Annotated in this window: 19 protein-coding genes; 16 read left to right on the plus strand and 3 right to left on the minus strand. The window is 63.0% G+C overall.

Annotated elements, in window-relative coordinates; genetic code table 11:
* Positions 1 to 153: 153 nt before the first annotated feature.
* From F3J24_RS14780 to F3J24_RS14800, 5 genes are all read left to right on the plus strand, one after another.
* Positions 154 to 3,732 carry an indolepyruvate ferredoxin oxidoreductase family protein gene (locus F3J24_RS14780; protein WP_167007740.1) on the plus strand — a complete coding sequence of 1,193 codons (3,579 nt, stop codon included), beginning with the start codon at positions 154 to 156 and terminating at the stop codon, positions 3,730 to 3,732.
* A 366-nt stretch (positions 3,733 to 4,098) separates the two neighbouring features.
* The gene (gene yajC / locus F3J24_RS14785; protein WP_003066810.1) at positions 4,099 to 4,431 is read left to right on the plus strand and encodes a preprotein translocase subunit YajC; all 333 of its coding nucleotides are present in this window, start codon (positions 4,099 to 4,101) and stop codon (positions 4,429 to 4,431) included.
* Between the two features lie 88 nt (positions 4,432 to 4,519).
* Positions 4,520 to 6,418: a protein translocase subunit SecD gene (gene secD, locus F3J24_RS14790; RefSeq protein ID WP_167007743.1), complete on the plus strand. Its 1,899-nt coding sequence runs from the start codon at positions 4,520 to 4,522 to the stop codon at positions 6,416 to 6,418.
* An 11-nt stretch (positions 6,419 to 6,429) separates the two neighbouring features.
* Positions 6,430 to 7,386, plus strand: coding sequence for a protein translocase subunit SecF (gene secF / locus F3J24_RS14795; protein ID WP_003060159.1), 957 nt, complete (start codon positions 6,430 to 6,432; stop codon positions 7,384 to 7,386).
* A gap of 55 nt (positions 7,387 to 7,441) precedes the next feature.
* Entirely contained in the window at positions 7,442 to 9,832 is a 2,391-nt protein-coding gene (locus F3J24_RS14800) for a DUF1631 domain-containing protein (RefSeq protein ID WP_167007745.1), read from the plus strand.
* Between the two features lie 62 nt (positions 9,833 to 9,894).
* Here F3J24_RS14800 and dprA read toward each other — a convergent pair whose 3' ends face one another.
* Together dprA and F3J24_RS14810 are read right to left on the minus strand one after the other, a co-directional pair.
* Positions 9,895 to 11,088 carry a DNA-processing protein DprA gene (gene dprA, locus F3J24_RS14805; RefSeq protein ID WP_167007747.1) on the minus strand — a complete coding sequence of 398 codons (1,194 nt, stop codon included), beginning with the start codon at positions 11,086 to 11,088 and terminating at the stop codon, positions 9,895 to 9,897.
* A 14-nt stretch (positions 11,089 to 11,102) separates the two neighbouring features.
* Positions 11,103 to 12,290, minus strand: a complete 1,188-nt coding sequence (locus F3J24_RS14810) for a LysM peptidoglycan-binding domain-containing protein (protein ID WP_167007749.1) — start codon at positions 12,288 to 12,290, stop codon at positions 11,103 to 11,105.
* A 203-nt stretch (positions 12,291 to 12,493) separates the two neighbouring features.
* Between F3J24_RS14810 and def the strand changes: the two genes are divergently transcribed.
* The 8 genes from def to F3J24_RS14850 all read left to right on the plus strand — a co-directional run bounded on the left by def (position 12,494) and on the right by F3J24_RS14850 (position 18,627).
* Entirely contained in the window at positions 12,494 to 13,006 is a 513-nt protein-coding gene (gene def, locus F3J24_RS14815; RefSeq protein ID WP_003060164.1) for a peptide deformylase, read from the plus strand.
* An 11-nt stretch (positions 13,007 to 13,017) separates the two neighbouring features.
* Positions 13,018 to 13,515 carry a hypothetical protein gene (locus F3J24_RS14820; RefSeq protein WP_167007752.1) on the plus strand — a complete coding sequence of 166 codons (498 nt, stop codon included), beginning with the start codon at positions 13,018 to 13,020 and terminating at the stop codon, positions 13,513 to 13,515.
* A 42-nt stretch (positions 13,516 to 13,557) separates the two neighbouring features.
* Positions 13,558 to 14,523, plus strand: coding sequence for a methionyl-tRNA formyltransferase (fmt, locus tag F3J24_RS14825; RefSeq protein WP_167007755.1), 966 nt, complete (start codon positions 13,558 to 13,560; stop codon positions 14,521 to 14,523).
* Entirely contained in the window at positions 14,520 to 15,290 is a 771-nt protein-coding gene (locus F3J24_RS14830) for an AzlC family ABC transporter permease (protein ID WP_167007758.1), read from the plus strand. The genes fmt and F3J24_RS14830 overlap by 4 nt, the downstream gene beginning before the upstream one ends.
* Positions 15,287 to 15,619, plus strand: a complete 333-nt coding sequence (locus F3J24_RS14835; protein WP_003060173.1) for an AzlD domain-containing protein — start codon at positions 15,287 to 15,289, stop codon at positions 15,617 to 15,619. Before F3J24_RS14830 ends, F3J24_RS14835 begins: the two co-directional genes overlap by 4 nt.
* 222 nt (positions 15,620 to 15,841) lie before the next feature.
* Positions 15,842 to 17,035 (plus strand): phosphoglycerate kinase, encoded by a 1,194-nt coding sequence (locus F3J24_RS14840; protein ID WP_167007761.1) that lies wholly within the window; start codon positions 15,842 to 15,844, stop codon positions 17,033 to 17,035.
* A gap of 294 nt (positions 17,036 to 17,329) precedes the next feature.
* Positions 17,330 to 17,809, plus strand: a complete 480-nt coding sequence (locus F3J24_RS14845) for a Crp/Fnr family transcriptional regulator (protein ID WP_167007764.1) — start codon at positions 17,330 to 17,332, stop codon at positions 17,807 to 17,809.
* Positions 17,810 to 17,952: 143 nt separating this feature from the next.
* Complete coding sequence (locus F3J24_RS14850; protein ID WP_167007767.1) at positions 17,953 to 18,627, plus strand: hypothetical protein; 675 nt, start codon at positions 17,953 to 17,955, stop codon at positions 18,625 to 18,627.
* Between the two features lie 6 nt (positions 18,628 to 18,633).
* Here the strand turns inward: F3J24_RS14850 and F3J24_RS14855 are convergent, their stop codons facing one another.
* Entirely contained in the window at positions 18,634 to 19,191 is a 558-nt protein-coding gene (locus F3J24_RS14855; protein WP_003060181.1) for an adenine phosphoribosyltransferase, read from the minus strand.
* A gap of 111 nt (positions 19,192 to 19,302) precedes the next feature.
* Here F3J24_RS14855 and F3J24_RS14860 point away from each other — a divergent pair, with 111 nt between their 5' ends.
* The 3 genes from F3J24_RS14860 to lptC are packed head-to-tail and all read left to right on the plus strand — an operon-like array spanning position 19,303 to position 21,481.
* Entirely contained in the window at positions 19,303 to 20,304 is a 1,002-nt protein-coding gene (locus F3J24_RS14860; protein WP_167007770.1) for an SIS domain-containing protein, read from the plus strand.
* Entirely contained in the window at positions 20,304 to 20,864 is a 561-nt protein-coding gene (locus tag F3J24_RS14865) for an HAD family hydrolase (protein ID WP_167007773.1), read from the plus strand. The genes F3J24_RS14860 and F3J24_RS14865 overlap by 1 nt, the downstream gene beginning before the upstream one ends.
* Complete coding sequence (gene lptC / locus F3J24_RS14870; protein ID WP_167007776.1) at positions 20,861 to 21,481, plus strand: LPS export ABC transporter periplasmic protein LptC; 621 nt, start codon at positions 20,861 to 20,863, stop codon at positions 21,479 to 21,481. The genes F3J24_RS14865 and lptC overlap by 4 nt, the downstream gene beginning before the upstream one ends.
* The last annotated feature ends 3 nt before the right edge of the window (positions 21,482 to 21,484 follow it).

Below are 21,484 nucleotides of genomic sequence, written 5' to 3' on the forward strand. Positions count from 1 at the left end.
CGGCAATAAAAAGAAAGCTCTATTCAAGGCGTTTTCCGTAAACTTTGCTCAAACAACTTGCGTTCCGTGCCTCTGGCGCAGGAATGCCCAAAGCAATATGCTGCTCTGGTAGCCAACAGCTGCCACGGGTGGTCACCCACATGGAGACAAACCATGAATGCCCCTTTGCCCGATGAAGTCCGTCGTGCCCTGGAGTCTGTGACTCTGGACGACAAATATTCCCTGGCCCGCGGCCGCGCCTTTATGAGCGGCGTGCAGGCCCTGGTCCGGCTGCCCATGCTGCAGCGCCTGCGCGATGCGCAGGCCGGGCTCAATACCGCCGGCTTCATCAGCGGCTATCGCGGCTCGCCCCTGGGCACCTACGACCAGTCCCTGTGGGCCGCCAAAAAACATATGGAGGCGAATCACATCGTCTTTCAGCCCGGTGTGAACGAAGAGCTGGGAGCCACGGCCGTCTGGGGCACGCAGCAGCTCGATCTCTATCCTGAAACCAAGAAGTTCGACGGTGTCTTCGGCATCTGGTATGGCAAGGGGCCGGGCGTGGACCGCTGCTCCGACGTGTTCAAGCATGCCAATATGGCGGGCACGGCCAGGCATGGCGGCGTGATTGCGATCGCGGGTGACGACCACATCAGCAAGTCCTCCACAGCTGCGCACCAGAGCGACCACATCTTCAAGGCCTGCGGCACGCCGGTGTTCTTTCCCAGCAATGTGCAAGACATCCTGGACATGGGCCTGCATGCCTTTGCCATGAGCCGTTTCTCGGGTTTGTGGTCGGGCATGAAGACGATTCAGGAGGTGGTGGAGTCCTCCTCCTCGGTCCTGGTGGACCCGGATCGCGTCAACATCATCCTGCCCGAAGACTTTCAGATGCCGGACGGCGGCCTGCATATCCGCTGGCCCGATCCGCCGCTGGAGCAGGAAGCGCGGCTGATGAACTACAAGTGGTATGCGGCCCTGGCCTATGTGCGCGCCAACAAGCTCAACCACAACGTGATCGAGGGCCCCAACGACCGCTTCGGCATCATCGCCAGCGGCAAGGCTTATAACGACACGCGTCAGGCCATGGCCGACCTGGGGCTGGACGAAGACACCTGCCACCAACTGGGCATCAGGCTGCACAAGGTGAATGTGGTCTGGCCGCTGGAGGCCACGATTACGCGCGATTTCGCGCGCGGCCTGCAGGAGATTCTGGTGGTCGAGGAAAAGCGCCAGGTCATCGAATACCAGATCAAGGAAGAGCTTTACAACTGGCGCGACGACGTGCGCCCCAATGTGGTGGGCAAGTTCAGCGACGAGCATGGCGGCGAATGGTCGCTGCCCAACCCCAGCACCGACTGGCTGCTGCGTCCCACGGCCGATCTGACCCCCGCCATCATTGCGCGCGCCATTGCCCAGCGCCTGAAGAAGCTGGGTGTGCCCGAGCATGTGCAAACGCGCATGCAGCAGCGTCTGGCCGTGCTCGACGCCCGCGAAGCGGCGATCAAGGCGGCCAAGGAGGTCTCGACCGGCGACCGTACGCCCTGGTTCTGCAGCGGCTGCCCGCACAACACCTCGACACGCGTGCCCGAAGGCTCGCGCGCCGTGGCCGGCATCGGCTGCCACTACATGACCACCTGGATGCCCGACCGTCGCACCAGCACCTTCACGCAGATGGGCGGCGAGGGCGTGACCTGGGTGGGGCAGGCGCCTTTCACCAAGGAAGCCCATGTCTTCGCCAACCTGGGCGACGGCACCTACTTCCACAGCGGGCTGCTGGCGATACGCCAGAGCATTGCGGCCGGCACCAACATCACCTACAAGGTGCTCTACAACGACGCCGTGGCCATGACGGGCGGTCAGCGCGTGGGCGAGCGGCCCGAAGGCCATTCGGTGCTGCAGATCATGAACAGCCTGCTCTCCGAAGGCGTGGGCAAACTGGTCATCGTCACCGACGAGCCCGAAAAATACGATGGCGTGAAGCTGGGCGAGGGCGTGACCGTGCACCACCGCGACGAGCTGGATGCGATCCAGCGCCAGTTCCGCGAGCTCAAGGGCTGCACGGCCATCATCTACGACCAGACCTGCGCCACGGAAAAGCGCCGCCGCCGCAAACGCGGCACGCTGAGCACGCCCGACAAGACCGTGGTCATCAACGAGCTGGTCTGCGAGGGCTGTGGCGATTGCTCGGTGCAGTCCAACTGCCTGTCGGTGGAACCCGTGGAGACCGAGTTCGGCCGCAAGCGCCGCATCAACCAGAACAGCTGCAACAAGGACTACTCCTGCGTCAAGGGCTTCTGCCCCAGCTTCGTCACCGTCGAGGGCGGTCAGCTCAAGAAGCCCAAGCAGGAGAAGAAGGGCAGCCTGGAAGCCCTGCCCAACATCCCCGAGCCCGTGCTACCCGTGGCCGAGCAGGCCTGGGGCATCGTGGTGGCCGGTGTCGGCGGCACAGGCGTGATCACCATCGGCTCGCTGCTGGGCATGGCCGCACACCTGGAAGGCAAGGGCGTGGTCACCCAGGATGCGGCGGGCCTGGCGCAAAAAGGCGGCTCGACCTGGAGCCATATCCAGATCGCCAACCGCGCCGATGCCATCTACACCACCAAGGTGGACATGGCCAAGGCCGATCTGGTCATCGGCTGCGACCCCATCGTGGCGGCCACGCCCACCACCTTGTCGGTAATGCAGCCGGGGCGCACCTACGTGGCGCTCAACAGCCATGCCGCGCCCACGGCCACCTTCGTGGGCAACCCGGACTGGCAGTCGCCAGCCGCACGCTGCGCCACGGCGCTGGCTGAGGCCGTGGGTCATGGCGCCCTGGGCAGCTTCGATGCCGAGAAGGCATCCACGGCCCTGCTGGGCGACAGCATCTACGCCAATCCCATGATGCTGGGCTACGCCTGGCAAAAGGGCAAGGTGCCGCTGAGCCATGCCTCGCTGATGCGCGCCATGGAGCTCAACGGCGTGCAGGTGGCGCGCAATCAGGAGGCCTTTGAATGGGGCCGCCGCTGCGCCCATGATCTGGAGGCCGTGCGCGCTCTGTATCAGGCATCGCAGGTGATCCAGTTCGTCAAGAAGCCGTCGCTCGAGGAAATGCTGGACAAGCGTGTGGAGTTCCTCACGGCTTACCAGAACGCGGCCTATGCCCAGCAGTACCGCGAATTCGTGGCCAAGGTGCGCGCGGCGGAAGAGCCGCTGCAGCAAGGCACGCGCCTGTCCCAGGCCGTGGCGCGCTATCTGTTCAAGCTGATGGCGTACAAGGACGAGTACGAGGTGGCGCGTCTGCACACCGAGGCGGCGTTCACCCAGAAGATCAGCGACATGTTCGAGGGCGACTACAAGCTCGTGCATCACCTCGCGCCCCCCGGCTTTGCGAAGAAGGACGAGCAGGGCCATCTGCTCAAAAAATCCTATGGCCCCTGGATGCGCAAGGCCATGGGCTGGCTGGCCGGTATGAAGGGACTGCGCGGAACGGCGCTCGATCCCTTCGGTCGCACCGAGGAGCGCCGTACCGAGCGCGCCCTGATCGTCGAATACCGCCAGTGCATCGACACCCTGCTGACGGGCCTCACGGCCGACAAGCTGGCGCTGGCTGTGGAGATCGCCTCCATCCCCGAGGACATTCGCGGTTACGGCCATGTGAAGGAGCACCATCTGGCGGCGGCGCGCATCAAGTGGCAGGCGCTGATGACGCGCTGGAACGGCGTTGCGGCACCTGCGGCTGCAGCGGTCCGGCGGATGGCAGTGAACTAATTGCGCCGAAGCGCATCAGAACAAGGCCGGGGTGACCCGGCCTTTGTATTCATGGCCAGAGGCGTGGTGCTGGCGGTGGTTTATCGGAAATTGATAGCTGCCAGCGCTTGTATTGACTGAGATTCAAATATAAAACAGTCAGAAAACAATGCAATTGATGCGCTGATAGCTATGATTTTTGTGGGCTTTGTTGATGTGGGAAGGGAGGCCTCCATCGCATCAGGGAATGCCTGTGCTGCGCGGCTGCCCATGCAAATCTTGGGCGCAAGCCAGCCGAATACAATGTCCCGCTGACCTGGCTAGACGCGCAACCGTGCGCCTGCCGGGACCTGTTCCTGACAAATTCACTCTTTCGGAGTCTTTTTCGTGTTCATTTCTTCTGCTTTCGCCCAGACCGCTCCTGCTGCCGCTGCTGAAGGCGGCTTCATGGGTTCGCTCACCGGCATGCTGCCTCTGGTGCTGATGTTCGTGGTGCTGTACTTCGTGATGATTCGTCCCCAGATGAAGCGCCAGAAGGAACACCGTTCCATGATCGACGCGCTGGCCAAGGGTGACGAAGTGGCTACCGCCGGCGGCATCATCGGCACCGTGACCCGCATGGCCGAGCAATTCATCTACATCGAAGTGGCTTCCGGCGTGGAAGTCCAGATCCAGCGCTCGGCTGTGGTGCAAGTGCTGCCCAAGGGCACGGCCAAGTAAGCCTGTCCGCTGTGGATTTTGAGGGGTACGGCGCTCGAACAGAGTGTGCGTACCCGTTGTGCGTTGCTGTAAAAAAAAGAGCGCGATCATGAACCGATACCCGGTCTGGAAGTACGCGATCATCGTGATCGCGCTGCTGGTGGGGGTGCTCTACACCCTGCCCAATTTCTTTGGTGAAGCGCCTGCGGTGCAGGTGTCCTCGGCCAAGTCCACCGTGAAGGTGGACAACGCAGTGCTGCAAAAGGTGGAATCCGCCTTGAGCGCGGCTAGCGTCAAAGCCACTTCGCTGTCGCTGGAGGGCACTTCGGTGCGCGCCCGCTTCGATACGCCCGACGAGCAGCTCAAGGCCAAGGACGTCATCCAGAAGGCCCTGGTTGCCGACCCCTCCGATCCCGCCTACATCGTGGCGCTGAACCTGGTGTCGCGCTCGCCCGACTGGCTGACGGCCATCGGTGCCAAGCCCATGTATCTGGGTCTGGACCTGCGCGGCGGCGTGCACTTCATGCTGCAGGTGGACATGGCCGCGGCCCTGACCAAGAAGGCCGAGAGCTATGCGGGCGATCTGCGCTCCACCATGCGCGACAAGAACATTCGCCACGGCGGTGTCAGCCGCGACGGCAACAACGTCACCATCCGCGTGCGCGACGAAGCCACGCTGACGGCGGCGAGCAACCTGATCGCGGACCAGTTTCCCGATCTGACGGCCACTTCCTCACCTGATGGCACCGGCTTCAAGCTGGTGGCATCGATCAAGCCCGAGGCCCTGCGCAAGGTGCAGGAGCAGGCGCTCAAGCAGAACATCGTCACGCTGCACAACCGTATCAACGAGCTGGGCGTGGCCGAGCCCGTGATCCAGCAGCAGGGCCTGGACCGCATCGTGGTGCAACTGCCCGGTGTGCAGGACACGGCCAAGGCCAAGGACATTCTGGGCCGTACCGCCACGCTGGAAGTGCGCATGGTGGACGAGTCCGCCGAGGCGCGTTCGGCCGAGATGGGCTCTGGCCCCGTGCCCTTCGGCTCCGAGAAGTATCTGGACCGCAACGGCCAGAGCATCATCGTGCAAAAGCAGGTGACGCTGACCGGCGAGAATCTGACGGACGCCCAGCCCGGCTTTGACAGCCAGACCCAGGAGCCCACCGTCAACCTGACGCTGGACGCCAAGGGCGCGCGTATCTTCAAGGACGTGACGCGCGAGAACGTGGGCAAGCGCATGGCCATCATCCTGTTCGAAAAGGGCAAGGGCGAGGTGGTGACGGCTCCCGTGATCCGTGGCGAGATCGGCGGCGGCCGCGTACAGATCTCCGGACGCATGACCACGGCGGAAGCCAACGACACCTCGCTGCTGTTGCGCGCTGGTTCGCTGGCCGCACCCATGGAGATCATCGAGGAATACACCATCGGCCCGAGCCTGGGCGCTGACAACATCAACCGCGGTATCCACTCCGTGGTCTGGGGCATGGTGGCGATTGCAGCCTTTATGTGCATGTACTACATGCTGTTTGGCGTGTTCTCCACAATTGCCTTGTCGGTGAACGTGCTGCTGCTGCTGGCCATTCTGTCCATGCTGCAGGCCACGCTGACCCTGCCCGGTATTGCCGCCATGGCCCTGGCGCTGGGCGTGGCCATTGACTCGAACGTGCTGATCAACGAGCGTATTCGTGAAGAACTGCGTGCCGGTGCCTCGCCCCAGGCGGCCATCCATGCCGGCTACGAGAATGCCTGGCACACGATTCTGGACTCCAACGTGACCACGCTGATTGCCGGCCTGGCCCTGCTGGCCTTCGGTTCGGGCGTGGTGCGCGGCTTTGCCGTGGTGCACTGCATCGGCATTCTGACCAGCATGTTCTCGGCCGTGTTCTTCTCTCGCGGCCTGGTCAACCTCTGGTATGGCGGCAAGAAGAAGCTCAAGAGCGTCTCCATCGGTCAGGTCTGGAAGCCTGAGGGTGAGGGTCTTCGTTCCGTGGCCGGTCGCGGCAGCAACAACTAAGGAGGAAGATCATGGAGTTCTTCCGCATCAAAAAAGACATTCCGTTCATGAGGTACGCGTTGGTCTTCAACGCGATTTCCTTCATCACCTTTGCGCTGGCCGTCTTCTTCCTGTTCTCGCGCGGCCTGCATCTGTCGGTGGAGTTCACGGGCGGTACGGTCATGGAAGTGGCCTACACCCAGCCGGCCGATATCGGCAAGGTGCGTGAAACCGTTTCCAAGCTCGGCTATGCCGATGTGATCGTGCAGAATTTCGGCACATCCAAGGATGTGATGATCCGTCTGCCCGTGCAAAAAGGCGTGACGACTGCCCAGCAAAGCGAGCAGGTGATCACAGCGCTGAAGGCCGAGGATGCAGAGGTCACGCTGCGCCGTACCGAGTTTGTCGGCCCCCAGGTGGGTGATGAGCTGATGCACAACGGCCTGATGGCGCTGGGCATGGTGGTGCTGGGCATCATCATCTATCTGGCCTTCCGCTTCGAGTGGAAGTTCGGTGTGGCGGCCATCATTGCCAACTTGCACGATGTGATCATCATCCTGGGCTTCTTCGCCTTCTTCCAGTGGGAGTTCTCGCTCTCCGTGCTGGCGGGCGTGCTGGCCGTGCTGGGCTACTCGGTCAATGAGTCCGTGGTGATCTTTGACCGTATCCGCGAAGCCTTCCGCAAGTTCCGCAAGCTCAGCACGCACGAGGTGATCGATCACGCCATCACGTCGACCATGAGCCGAACCATCATCACCCACGCTTCGACCGAAGCCATGGTGCTGTCCATGTTCTTCTTCGGCGGCCCTAGCCTGCACTACTTTGCGTTGGCTCTGACGATCGGCATCTTGTTCGGTATCTATTCCTCGGTGTTCGTGGCGGCTGCCATTGCCATGTGGCTGGGCGTCAAGCGCGAGGATCTGGTCAAGGCTCCGACCAAGCCCGGCTCGCAAGACCCCAACGATCCCAACGCGGGAGCCGTGGTCTGACGCTTTGACCATTACGGCGGGCGCATAACCGCTCCCGCCGACTTACACTTACGGAATGGCTCCATCGCAGTCTTCCTCCACCGCGCCTGCGGCCCCGCAACAGCTGGGCTGGCAGGCGCGTTTGCGTTGGGTCCATGGCATTTGCCAGGGCCTGCCCAAGGTCGCCCAGCAGCTGGATGAATTTCTTGCCAACCAGACCGGCGTCGTCTCCACGGCCAGGGAGATGCAGGAGTGGCGCGAAGCCTGGGTCGGCTTTCAGCAGCACAAGGACGCCTGGGTACAGGCTTGTTCGCAGGCGCTGCAGCAGGCTGCGCGCAAGCCACCTTCCCAAGCAGGGGAGAGCAGCGCTTCGGGATCGGCTCCGCTGAACTTCGAGCTGCTCAGCGACGATGTCGTCGAAAACAGGATTCTGGCCTCCCGCATGGCCCTGGCCATGGGGGAGACGCTGCAGCCCGGTTTCGAGGCCATGCGCCTGCGCATGCAGGCACTGGAAGGGCATGAGCTGCCTTCCCGGGACATGTTCCGAGCTGAGACCGTTTGCCTGCATCTGGTCGAGCAATGGCTGAGCTGCGGCATGGAACGCAAGCATTTGCTGCGGGCCGTGGAACCTTTGCAGAATGCGCTGGCGCCGTTGATGGAGTCCGAATACGGCATTTTGCACAAGCTGCTGGATGCCAAGGGTGTCAGCAAGGCCCAGGATGCTCCGCTGCGGGTGAAGCGCACGGAGGGCGGCCCATCTACCGGCGCCATGCCTCTGGGCGGCGCCAGCGGCTTTGGCCATGCTGCCGAGACCGGCTGGAGCAACTCTGCCATGCAGCAGTTCATGCCCGCAGGCATGGCGGCAGGCTTCGGCGCCGAGCCGGGTATTGCCCTGCCGCCAGGTGCCAGCGCTGGTCTCGGCATGCTGGCGCGGGCGCGCCATCGCGCGCTGGATGCCATGAATCAGCTGCGCCAGGTGCTGAGCCAGCCGGCGGTCGGCATTCCAGGCCTGATGCCCGGCGCCCCGCTGGTTCCCATGCCTCCTGCCTCTGCCGCCTTGGCGCAGGCGCTGCAGGAGCAGCAACAGCTGATGGCGGCCGAGCTCCAGGCCCGGTATCCGGCCGCGGCCGGTTCGGCGATGACCATGCCTGCCATGGACTACAGCCCGGCAGCGATCGGCCAGTTGGTCAATCAGGTGCGCGAGCGCTCGGCCGACTGGAAGCAAAAGGCCCAGACTACGGGGGAGAAAGCGACCATCGAGGTGGTGGCGCTGATGTTCCAGAGCATTCTTTCGGAAGACCGGCTGCCGCCGTCCATTCGTGTCTGGTTCGCGCGCCTGCAGGTGCCGGTGTTGCGCGTGGCCCTGGCCGAGCCACAGTTCTTCAGCGACCTGAATCACCCGGCGCGCAAGTTGATCGACCGCATGGGCTCCTGCGTCATGGGCTTCGATGCCAGCAGCATCAACGGCAATGCGCTGGAGACAGAGATTCGCCGCGTGGTCCAGGTGATAGAGCAGTATCCCGAGACCGGGCAGAAGGTCTTCGCCCTGGTGCTGCGCGAGTTCGAGGCCTTTCTCACCAAGCACTTTGCCCAGAACCGGTCCACAGCCAAGATCACCAGCGTGGCCCAGCAGGTGGAGCAGAAGGAAACGCTGGCCATCCAGTACACCATCGAGCTGCGCAATATGCTCACCGATATGCCGGTGCGCGAAGAGGTGCGCGACTTTCTCTTCAAGTCCTGGGCTGATGTGCTGGCCATGGCCACCGTGCGCTATGGCGCCAAGGATGCGCGGGCCATGCGCTTCAAGCAGGCGGCCAGCGAGCTGGTCTGGTCGGCCAGTGCCAAGCCGTCGCGTCAGGAGCGCGCGCGCGTCATCCAGGGCCTGCCGACCTTGCTGCAGACCTTGCGCGAAGGGCTGGAGCTGGTGAGCGTGACGGGCGATGCGCAGTCGACCGCGATCAAGGTATTGACCGATACGCTGGCGCAGGCCTTCATGTCCAAGACGGCGGCCATTCCGGCCGAGCGTATCGAGGCCATGGCCAAGCGTCTGTCGGAGCTGGAAAAATACATCAGCGAGGATGGCAAGCTCGACGATATGCCGCTGTCCAGCGAGAGCATAGAGCTGATGCTGGGCGTGGATGCGGGCGACCTGAACGTCATCCCCAACACGGACAGCCCGGTGGAGCCGGCGATGCTGGAGTGGGCCCGATCGCTGGAAAGCGGCCGCTGGTTCACGCTGGACCACAACGGCAGCCGCGTACAGGTGCAATATGTCTGGCACAGCCGTCGCCGGCATCTGCATCTGTTCGCCTCGCTGGATGGCCATTGCTATCTGCTGCAGGCGCAGCGCATGGCCACCTATCTGCAGTCCGGCCTGCTGGCCGTGCATGACGCCGAGGCGCTGACGGTGCGCGCCACACGCGATGCGCTGCAGAAAATTCAGGCGAATCCGGAGAGGCTGGTCTGATCCACAGGCGTCAGGTGTCCTCCTGCTGTCTCTTTGCGCAGGGGCGCGAGTTCCGGGGCGTTTCAGCCTTGTGTGAGTCGCTGGTACAGGCCGCCCGGCAGGCGTGCGACCAGGCCATCGAGTTCCAGCTCCATCAGCTGCGCCTGAAGATGGGCGGCATCCCAGCCCGTGCGATCGCTCAAGGACTCCAGCGTCATGGGATCATGGCCCAGCACCTGCAGCAGCGGGTGTTCGGATATGGATGTCTTATTTCCGATGGCTTCTTGCGCCTGTTCAGCTTGGATTGGAGGAGGCTCCAGCCCCTGAAGCTCTTCGAGCACGTTGTCGGCGGTTTCCACCAGCTTGGCACCCTGGCGTATCAGCGCATGGCAGCCCTTGGCCTGCGGTGCGTGGATGGAGCCGGGAATGGCAAAGACCTCACGCCCTTGTTCGTTGGCCAGGCGGGCCGTTATCAGCGAGCCCGACTGCAAGGCGGCCTCCACTACCAGCGTGCCTTGTGACAGGCCCGAAATGATGCGGTTGCGCTGCGGAAAATGCTGTGGCAGGGGACCGCTGCCCAGCGGGTATTCGCTGATGACCATTCCGTGGAGCGCAATTTGCTGCGCCAGCCTGGCGTGAGCGCGCGGATAGACCTGATCCAGTCCGGTGCCGACTACGGCAATCGTGCAGGGATGTGTCCCTGAATGGGCTTGAAGCGCTCCCTCATGGGCGGCTGCATCGATGCCGCGTGCCAGACCCGAGACGATGCACAGACCTTGTTCGGCCAGTGCCTGCGCCATGCTGCGTGCATTGATGAGGCCCTGGGCCGAGGGATTGCGGCTGCCCACCATGGCCAGGGTTGCGGGATAGGGGAACCAGGGCCGGGCAGATGCCAGCAAGGACGCCGAGCCCTGGACAAACAGCAGCAGGGGCGGATCTTCAGTCTGCAGCAGGCAGTCAGGATATTGGGGGTGGCCCAGATGGATCACGGTGTGCAGCAGCCCCTGCGCGGGGAAGGTTAGCCAGCTGGCCAGTGCGCTGCAATGCTGTTCCCAGTCGGCGGGAGGCTTGGATCCGGCCTTGATCTGGGCCTGGGTGGCGCATTCCGCCCAGATGGACGGCGGCAGCCGCCAGACCGCCTCGGCACTGCCGGCCCGGGTCAGCAGCCGGCGCGCCGTGGTGCGCCCCAGGCCGGGCGTTAAGAGCAGGCGCAGCCAGGCCAGGGTCTCGGCATCGGGCCAGGCATGGTGCGTATCTTGGGGGATGGAGGGCACCATGCTTTGGCTCCATGTCAGGGCAGGGGCGACTGCAGGCCGTCGCCCACATTCACACCGCGTTGGGCCGTGGTGATGAGCGCGTAGGAAACCCGGTCAAACACCTTGAAGACCATGGCATAGCCATTGGCCTCGTCGGGCAGCTTAACGCGGTCACGGCTGGGGCTGGTCTTGTCCACGATGACATTGCCCTTGCTGACGAGTTCCAGCACCGCGCCGATGTCCATGCCGTCCCGGGCCCCTTTGTTGATGGCAATGACCTGGTTCTGTGCCGCGTTATAGCCCACCGAGTCGCCGTAGATGGAGACCACGGCGGCGTCCACCGCCTGGCGCGGTGCATGGGGCACATAGCTCAGGTATTGCTGCTCGGGGGAGGGCAGCAGACGGTCGCCGGCACGGATCTCGTTCTTGGAGCGGATGATGTCCACCGTGCCGGGCGCCGTCTGTGCGGGCTGGCCTGGCTCGGATGCCAGCAAGGTCTCGCCACGCGCCACGGTGGCACTGCCCAGGTACTTGGCTTCGTAGCCCAGGATTTCCCCGGTGACGGGGTCCTTGAGAGGCGTGGCATCGCGGAAGATGCGGTAGCTCGCGGGCTGCCCTTTGCCGGTGGTGATCAGCGCACCGCCGGAGTTGCGCACGTAGGCGCGATCGCCATTGGCCATCAGCACTCGCTTGTCCTGGGTGGCGATGATGCGCGGCGCCTGTGCCAGTGCCTGGCTGTCCACGACCAGTGGCTCGGCCAGGAAGGGCTCGATCAGGTGCGGCGGCAGCGTGGGCAGGGCCAGATCGTTCAGTGAGGATTCACGTGTCTGTGGTGACACGCGCACCACTTCAGGGTCGCCGTTGGGGGCCGTGGTCGACAGACGGGCATAGCCGTTGCTGCGCACCAGATACAGCACCTGGCCGGGGTAGATCAGATGCGGGTTGGCGATGCTGGAGAGGTTCATGCCCCAGAGTTCTGGCCAGCGCCAGGGCTGGCGCAGATACAGACCCGAAATACCCCAGAGCGTGTCGCCGCGCTTGACGGTGTATTGCGCGGGAGCGTTGGGCGCCAGTTCGTTCTCGGGGATGCCTTGCTGAGCGACTTGCTGTGCGGTGGAGCGCTGGGTGGCGGTCACAGGGTAGCTCTGGGCGTGGACCGAAGTCAGGGCTGCAAGCAATGTGGCACCGATGCTCAGGGCGCGTGCAGTGGCAAATGCGGTCATGAAATTCCTTCTGGCGGGATTCGTTTGCTGCAGCGTCCCTCGCGTCGCTGCACTGTGGCCGATCTTGGCATAGCCAGCCTACAAGTCTTACAAATGTGTCGAAATTCTCGATGCAAGGCCTCGATAGATCAATGTTTATTGAGGGCGTGACAAGCGTTTGGCGTCAAATGTTGGGACAATAACGACAGATTTACCGATACACCATGGCCATTCTTCCCATCCTCTGCTATCCCGATCCCCGTCTTCACAAGGTCGCCAAGCCCGTGGCGCAGGTGGATGAGCGCATCCAGACCCTGGTGAAGGACATGCTCGAGACCATGTATGACGCCCAGGGCATCGGCCTGGCCGCGACACAGATCGATGTGCATGAGCGGGTCATCGTGATCGATGTGTCTGAGGAACGCAACGAGCCCATGGCGCTGATCAATCCCGAGATCCTCTGGGCCAGCGACGAAACACAGCTGGGCGAAGAAGGCTGCCTGTCCGTGCCCGGCATCTACGACGGGGTGGAGCGCTCCATTGCCGTCAAGGTCAAGGCCCTCGACGAGAACGGCAACAGCCGCGAGATCGACGCAGAAGGCATGCTGGCCATCTGTATCCAGCACGAGATGGATCACCTGCTGGGCAAGGTGTTTGTCGAATACCTCTCTCCGCTGAAACGCAACCGCATCAAGACCAAGCTGGTCAAGGCCCAGAAGCAGGCCCTGCGGGCCTGATCGGAGCTTCCATGTCCCTGCCCCGCCTGCAAACACTGTTGACTGCAAGTCTGCTGGCAGTGGGGCTGGCGGGCTGCATGGTGCCCCAGTGGCAAAAGCCCGGCATGCCGCAGGCCGAGGTGGAAAAAGGCATGGGCAAGCCCACTCTGGTCGTGGCCTTGCCCGACGGCGGTCAGCGTCTGGTCTACAGCCAGCAGCCGGCCGGCCAGCAGGTCTATCACATGGATTTCGATGCCCAGCGCAAGCTGGTGCGCGTGGACCAGGTGCTGGATACGGCGCACTTTTTTGCGCTGCGTAATGGCGTGGACACCCGCGACGATGTCTATCGCATGTTCGGCCCGCCCGCCATAGTCGAGGGGGTCTACAGCTTCAAAGGCGACATCTGGACCTACCGTTTTCTGGACAATACCTTTGGTCGGCGTGCCCATGTGCACATAGACCCGCAAGGTGTGGTGCAGAAGGTCATGTTCACCGATGAGAGCATGTACCTCAGAGAGCCGCACCGTTGAAGATCTGGCAGCCGGCGGCTGCCTTTTTAATTTGTGAGTTCCATGAAAGTCATTTTTGCCGGTACGCCCGAATTTGCGCGCGTGGCCCTGGAGAGTCTGCTGGCTGCAGGTTTTGAAGTTCCGCTGGTGCTGACCCAGCCGGACCGTCCCGCCGGGCGCGGCATGAAGCTGCAAGCCTCTCCCGTCAAGCAGTGCGCTTTGGAGCATGGCATTACCGTAGCTCAGCCGTTGAGTCTGCGTTTGGACGGCAAATATCCCGAAGACGCCGCTGCCGCCAAGGCCGCGATCGAGGCCGCTCAGGCCGATGTGATGGTGGTGGCGGCCTATGGACTGATCCTGCCGCAATGGGTGCTCGATACACCGCGCCTGGGCTGCCTGAACATCCATGCCAGCCTGCTGCCGCGCTGGCGCGGTGCAGCGCCGATTCATCGTGCCATCGAGGCAGGGGATGCCGAGACCGGCGTCACCATCATGCAGATGGATGCCGGTCTGGATACCGGCGATATGTGCGTGATCGAGCGTCTGCCGATAGCTGCGCACGACACCACGGCCAGCCTGCACGACAAGCTGGCTACGCTGGGTGGTCGCCTGATCGTGGAAGCACTGGAAATGGCGGCCTGCGGCGGCCTGCCGCGCACGCCCCAGCCTGCCGCTGGCGTGACCTATGCCCACAAGATCGAGAAGTCGGAGAGCCTGATCGACTGGAGCGAAAGCGCCGATGTCATTGCGCGCCGCCTGCGTGCCTTCAACCCCTTCCCAGGCGGCGCCACCAGCCTGGGCGGCGAAGCCATCAAGGTCTGGGAGGCCAGGGCCGAGGAAGGCTCCGGTGCACCCGGCATGGTGCTGTCGGCTGATGCTCAGGGGGTGCGCGTGGCCTGCGGCAGTGGCGTGCTCAATATGACGCTGTTGCAGCGCGCGGGTGGCAAGCGCCTGGCCGCTGGTGATTTCCTGCGCGGTTTCGAGCTCCCGGCTGGGGCGCAGTTGGGAGAGGGCGCTGGCGAGGTATGACGGATATGGCGATCACGCTGGGTCAGCGTGCGAAATCGATAGTCAGGGATCCGTTTTTCTGGGTCGGCTCCAAAGAAATGGGAGGTACAGCCCTGGGCATCGCCGCTTGGGGCCTGGTGACCGGTGTGGCCATGGTCAAGAGCGGTCTTTCCGTGCCTCTGGCGCTGTTCATGGGCCTGAGCGTCTATGCGGGCAGCGCCCAGCTGGCCGTGCTGCCGCTGATGGCCGTGGGGGCGCCGCTGTGGGTGGTCTGGTTCACCGCCATCTGCGTGAACCTGCGTTTCGTGATCCTGTCCAGCATGTGGCGCAGCTATTTCGCCCATCTGAGTCTGCGTCACCGCCTGGCGGTCGCCTATTTCAGCGGCGATGTGATTTTCGTGAACTTCATGCGCCGCTACCCCGAGGCCAAGCCGCAGGCCGAGCAGTTGCCCTATTTCTGGGGCGCAGCGCTGACCAACTGGCTGGCTTGGCAGATCCCGTCCACGCTGGGTATTTTTCTGGCCGACCAGATTCCCCTGTCCTGGGGTCTGGGCTTTGCCGGCGTGCTGGCACTGTTGGGCGTGCTGCTGTCCATGCTCAAGGATCGCGCGACCTGGGTGGCGTCCATCGTGGCCTGCACGGCCGCCGTGGCGGCTTTTGCGCTGCCACTCAAGCTCAACATTCTCGTGGCGATTGCCGCCGCTGTGGCTGCAGGCCTGATGGCCGAGCAGCTGCAAAAGCAGGCCGGCCAGCTGTCGGTGGCAAAGAATGAGGAGGAGCGGTCATGATGAGCAGTTTCTGGGTCATCGTCGCCTGTATCGGCCTGGCCCTCATCACGCTGATCACGCGTGCCTTCTTCATGATTCCCGAGCGTGAGCTGCCGCTACCCAACTGGCTCAAGCGCGGGCTCAAATACGCGCCGCTGGCGGCCTTGGCTGCAGTGATTGCGCCCGAGATCGTCATGAGCAATGGTCAGCTGATAGGCAGCCTGGCCGATGCGCGACTGCCTGCGCTGGCCGCTTCTGTGGTGTATTTTTTTTACAAGCGCAGTATTCTCGGAACCATCGCACTGGGCATGGCGATCTACCTGCCGCTGCATATCGGCATGGGCTGGTAGCCCCAGGGCCAGAGAAAACAGGAGCTGAGTGCTCCTGTTTTCATATGAGCTTCCGCTGAAAAGGTCTGAAACCCAGTTACAGCGTGCGCAAGATGCTCCTGTTTTTGAGTCGAGTAAGCAGGTAAAAACGATGGCTGCAAAGGGTGAACGACCTAAAATGCAGACAGATTTTTTGTTTTCCAACCTTTGTATGGGCGACTTTCGGAGTCGCTTTTTTGCTGCATGAACATCATCCGCTTCTCCGATCTGTGCGCTCAGGGCAAGGCCCAGGGTCAACGTGTTTTTATCCGTGCCGACCTGAATGTGCCGCTGAACGACGCTGGTGAAATCACCGAAGACACGCGTGTGCGCGCTTCCGTGCCGGCCATCGAGATGGCGCTGAAGGCTGGCGCTGCAGTGATGGTCACCAGCCACCTGGGCCGCCCCACCGAAGGTGAATTCAAGCCTCAGGATTCGCTGGCTCCCGTGGCCAAGCGTCTGTCCGAGCTGCTGGGCCGCGATGTGCCCCTGGTGGCCAACTGGGTGGACGGCGTGCAGATTGCGCCCGGCCAGGTCGTGCTGCTGGAGAACTGCCGTGTCAATGTGGGCGAGAAGAAGAACAAGCCCGAGCTGGCCCAGAAGCTGGCCAAGCTCTGCGACATCTTTGTGAACGATGCCTTCGGCACCGCTCACCGCGCCGAAGGCACGACCTACGGCATCGCCGAATACGCTCCCATTGCCTGCGCCGGCCCGCTGCTGTCGGCCGAGATCGATGCGCTGAACAAGGCTCTGGCCGCGCCTGCACGCCCCCTGGCCGCCATCGTCGCCGGCTCCAAGGTGTCCACCAAGCTGACCATCCTCAAGAGCTTGGCCGACAAGGTGGATCAGCTCATCGTGGGCGGCGGCATTGCCAACACCTTCATGCTGGCTGCGGGCCTGAAGATCGGCAAGTCGCTGGCCGAACCTGATCTGGTGGCCGATGCCAAGGCAGTGATCGACTCCATGGCTGCCCGTGGCGCCAATGTGCCCGTGCCCACCGATGTGGTCACCGCCAAGACCTTTGCTGCCGACGCCGTGGCCACCGTCAAGAAAGCCTCCGAAGTGGCGGATGACGACATGATTCTGGACATCGGTCCGGAAACTGCAGCGCTGCTGGCCGAGCAGCTCAAGAAGGCCGGCACCATCGTCTGGAACGGCCCCGTGGGCGTGTTCGAGTTCGACCAGTTTGCCAACGGCACCAAGGTCATCGCCCAGGCGATTGCCGAGTCCCCTGCCTTCAGCATTGCCGGCGGTGGCGACACCCTGGCCGCCATTGCCAAGTACGGCATTGAAAAGGACGTGGGCTACATCTCCACCGGCGGCGGTGCGTTCCTGGAAGTGCTGGAAGGCAAGAAGCTGCCCGCCTTCGAGATCCTGGAAAAGCGCGCCAACGGCTGATTTGATTGAAATAGGGCGCTAACCTATATGGTTAGGGCGGTATCAGCTATCAAAAAAGGATCGACTAGTCGATCCTTTTCTGTTGGAGCAGATCAGAATGCAGACATCTGGAGTGTGCAAAAGTAACTCAGCGGCGCAAGTGATTGGCGGGACTGTCGGAGTCGCTTAGCATTCAGCCTGCGTTGATGGTGAACCATGGCGCGCTACGAATTTCTTTTGCCCTGAGCGGCCGGGATGTGAATCCGGAGTTGTCCACCCGGATGGCATGCGGCGTTCGCGTTCTACTCACTGCTTATGTTCGCTTCCACACCTCAGGATTTGTCGGCGCTGGTCCAGGCGATGACAACCTCGGTTGCCACCGATACCGCCCAAAACGTGCTCAGTGCCGCGCAATGGGAGTTGTTGGCGTCGTATCTGCAGCCGATCAACCTGGCGGCCAGCGAAGTGTTGTTTGCCGAAGGGGCGCTGGACCGCAATCTGTACATGGTGGAATACGGCTCGCTGAGCGTGCATTACCAGGATTCGAAGGAAAGAATCCGTCTGGCCTTGGTGGGGCCGGGGGCGATTGTGGGGGAGGGCGCCTTCTTCGCCCATAGACCACGCAAGGCCACGGTGCAGGCCGCAGCGCCCAGCCGTCTATGGTGTCTGACAGCGCTGCGTTATTCGGAAATAGCCAATCGTCAGCCTGCGCTGGCCCTGGCGCTGCTGACCATGGCAGGTCAGGTACTGGCCCGCCGTGCAGGGGACAGTCGCCGCCGGGTGGCGAGCACCTGAGCGAAGATTTTTTTGTATCTGGCGCGGGTTGGGCGCTTGATCCACGTCGGACAAAGGCTAATATTTCAGCCAATGTCACGAGCTGCTTCAGACCAAGAGGCAGAATGTGTCCTATTGTAAATACAGTCTGATCGAGTGTGCTCATGTCCCTGTTTCGATGGTTTTCTCGCGCGCCTCGCCAAGACGCTGGCACGCCAGCATCGCGCCACGAGGATGATCCGGGGGCGCGTCAGTCGCAGCGCCGTGAGCGCTCCGCTAGGCGCGAGCAGCTGTACGTCATCGTGCGCGAAGCCATGGTCAGGGTCGGCATTCTCTCTGCCGGGTACAAGTTCAAGGTGCTCTCGTTGGACAACGTCGGCCAGCGCTTTGTCGTGATGGTGGACCTGGCACCTGCCTATGCGGCAGATGCCTCGCAACAAAGACGTATCGAGGCCTTGATTGCAGAGCTCGCCAGAACCCGCATGGATGCCGGGGTTCACGCCGTCTACTGGCGCGTGAATGGGCAGCTGCAAGCCGCTGCTACCCCAGACTTTGCGCAGACGCAGTTTGACGGCTTTGCCCCAACAATGACCGCGCCGCGCCAGGCGCCGCTTGCCGCTGCGGTACAAGCGGGCCGCTCCTTCGAGCCCATTGACGCGCAGGAGATGGATGCTTTCAAGCAGGCAGTGGCCATGGCCGCTGCCTCCTCTGCGCCAAGCGCGCGCCACTCCCGCCAGGCACCCTTGCTGGGTCCTGGCTCAGGCCACGAGGAAGGTGGTGAATTTGCCGTCTCCGGCCTGGGCTCTCTGGGTGCGACGCAGTATGGGGAGCTGCGCTGAGCTCGGTCAGTGTCCGGCGAAATCCACCAGGGTGAATAGCGGCAGGCCGCTGTCCTTGAGATGCTTGGAGCCGCCCAGTTCCGGCAGGTCCACAATCGCCGCGCCTTCCACCACCGTCGCCCCCAGCTTTTCCAGCAGCTTCTTGCCGGCCATCATGGTGCCGCCGGTGGCGATCAGATCGTCAATCAGCAGCACGCGGTCTCCCGATTTGACGGCATCGGTATGCAGTTCCACTGTGGCGCTACCGTATTCGAGTTCATAGGTTTCTTCGACCGTGGTGAAGGGCAGCTTGCCTTTTTTGCGGATGGGCACAAAGCCGATATTGAGCTCGTGTGCGATCACTGCGCCCAGAATGAACCCGCGGGCATCCAGACCTGCGACCACGTCGGGACGAAGCTTGGGATCCATGTAACGGTGCACAAAGGCGTCAGTCATGACGCGAAAGACCTTGGGGTCCTGCAGCAGGGGCGTGATGTCGCGGAACTGCACGCCCGGCGCAGGCCAGTCCGGCACGGTGCGAATATGGTCGCGCAGATAGTCGTTGACGCTGGTGGAGGTTTGCATGGCTAGCCCGAGTTCTTTGAATGCTCGTCAGTGTATGGGCTCAGGCCTGAAATGCGGGCCAAAGGGGTGTTGCCCGCTGCCCGTCAGGCAGGGGCTGGCTAAAATCCGGGCATGAATTCTGATGCTGCCAATTCACGTCTGATCGACGCACCGCGAGCCTTGAACCTGGCCCGCGAGGCCCTGGATATCGAGGCCACCGCCCTGCGTTCCATGTCCGAGCGCCTCAATGAGGCGTTCACGGCCGTGGTGCAGCGCATTTTGCAGCTGCCGGGCCGGGTGGTGGTCATGGGCATGGGCAAAAGCGGGCATGTGGGCCGCAAGGTGGCCGCAACCCTGGCGTCCACAGGGACTCCCGCCTTTTTCGTTCACCCTGCGGAGGCCAGCCATGGCGACCTGGGCATGCTGACGCAGGATGATCTGGTGCTGGCCTTGTCCAATAGCGGCGAGACCGACGAGCTGACCGGCGTGTTGCCCGCCATCAAGCGCATGGGCGTTCCGCTGGTGGCCGTGACCGGCGGGCTGAGCTCGACACTGGCCAAGCATGCGGACTGGGTGCTGGATACCCGTGTCGACAAGGAAGCCTGTCCTTTGAATCTGGCACCCACTGCGAGCACGACTGCCCAACTGGCCATGGGAGACGCGCTGGCCGTGGCCTTGCTCGATGCCAGGGGCTTTGGCGCAGAGGATTTTGCGCGCTCGCATCCCGGTGGAGCGTTGGGTCGGCGCCTGCTGACCCATGTACGCGACGTGATGCGCCGCGGTGCAGATGTGCCCCAGGTGGCCCAGGATGTGAGCAGTGTGGAGCTGATGCGCGAGATGAGCGCCAAGGGCCTGGGCTGCTCTGCTGTGGTCAACGCCGGTGGTGAGCTGGTGGGCATTTTCACCGACGGAGACTTGCGCCGCTGCGTGGAAGCCGGCGTGGATCTGCGCAGCCGTTTGGCCAGCGATGTCATGCACGCCAGGCCTCTGACGATCAAGCCTGATCTGCTGGCGGTGGCCGCGGCCCGCATGATGGAAGAGCATGGCGTTACCGCCGTGCTGGTAACCGATGACAGCCAGCACCTGCAGGGTGTGGTGCATATCCGCGACCTGATGCGCGCCAAGGTGATTTGATGAACCGACCTGCTATGACACCCAGCCAGCAATGGGATCCGCAGCTGTTGCTCAAGGCCCAGGGAATCCGCGTGGTCTTCTTCGATGTGGACGGCGTTCTGACCGATGGCGGCCTTTACTTCTCGGGCGAGGGTGAAGTCCTCAAGCGTTTCCACACGCTGGATGGCCATGGCCTGAAAATGCTGCAAAAAGCCGGGATCACGCCGGCCGTGGTTACAGGGCGCGACTCCGCACCGCTGCGTTTGCGCCTGAAGCAGCTGGGTATCGAGCACGTACGCTTTGGCACCGAGGACAAGGTGCCTGCTGCCGAGTCCATCCTGGCGGAATTGGGGCTGCACTGGGAGCAGGCGGGCGCCATGGGGGACGACTGGCCCGACCTGCCCGTCATGCGTCGCAGCCACTTTGCCTGCGCCCCGGCCAATGCGCATGACGAGGCATTGCATGTGGCGGACTGGGTCAGTGCCAGACATGGCGGGGAGGGTGCGGTGCGGCAGTTTTGCGATCTGCTGCTGGCCGCCAATGGCGCTTATGCCGCGCTGCTCGCGGGGTATGGCTCATGAGCGGGCAATGGCGCCGTGTCGGCGATAAGGCCTCGATGTACCTGCCGGTGCTCATCATGGGCCTGCTGGCATTGGGAACCTGGTGGCTGGTGCGCAATGCCCCCAAGCCGCTTTCCAGTGGCACCGAGAGAGCCGTACGGCACGATCCGGACTATTTCCTCAAGGACTTTGTCATCAAGAACTTCGAGGCGTCGGGGCGTCTCAAAAGTCGTCTGAATGGCACGACGGGTGAACATTTTCCTGATACCGATACGCTGGAAATCCAGGATGCACGCATGCTGAGCTTCACGCCGGACGGGCGCAAGACTATTGGCAGGTCCAACCGGGCCCTGAGCAATGGCGATGGCTCGGAAATCCAGATGTTCGGGCAGGCCGTCATCACGCGTGAGCCCGTGCCTGCCACTGCGACCCAGAAGGCCTTGCCGGCCATGCAGCTGGAGAGCGAGTTTCTGCAGCTCTGGCCCAATCAGGAGCGCGCCAGCACCAACAAGCCGGTGGTCATGACCCGTGGCAGCGACAAATTTACCGGTGACAGCATGCAGTACGGGCATCTTGATCAGATTTTGCAGATGCATGGACGGGTCAAGGGCGTCATCCAGCCCAGCCAGAAGCCATAAGCC

The sequence above is a fragment of the Comamonas sp. Tr-654 genome, from assembly GCF_011752915.1.
Lineage (GTDB): Bacteria > Pseudomonadota > Gammaproteobacteria > Burkholderiales > Burkholderiaceae_C > Comamonas.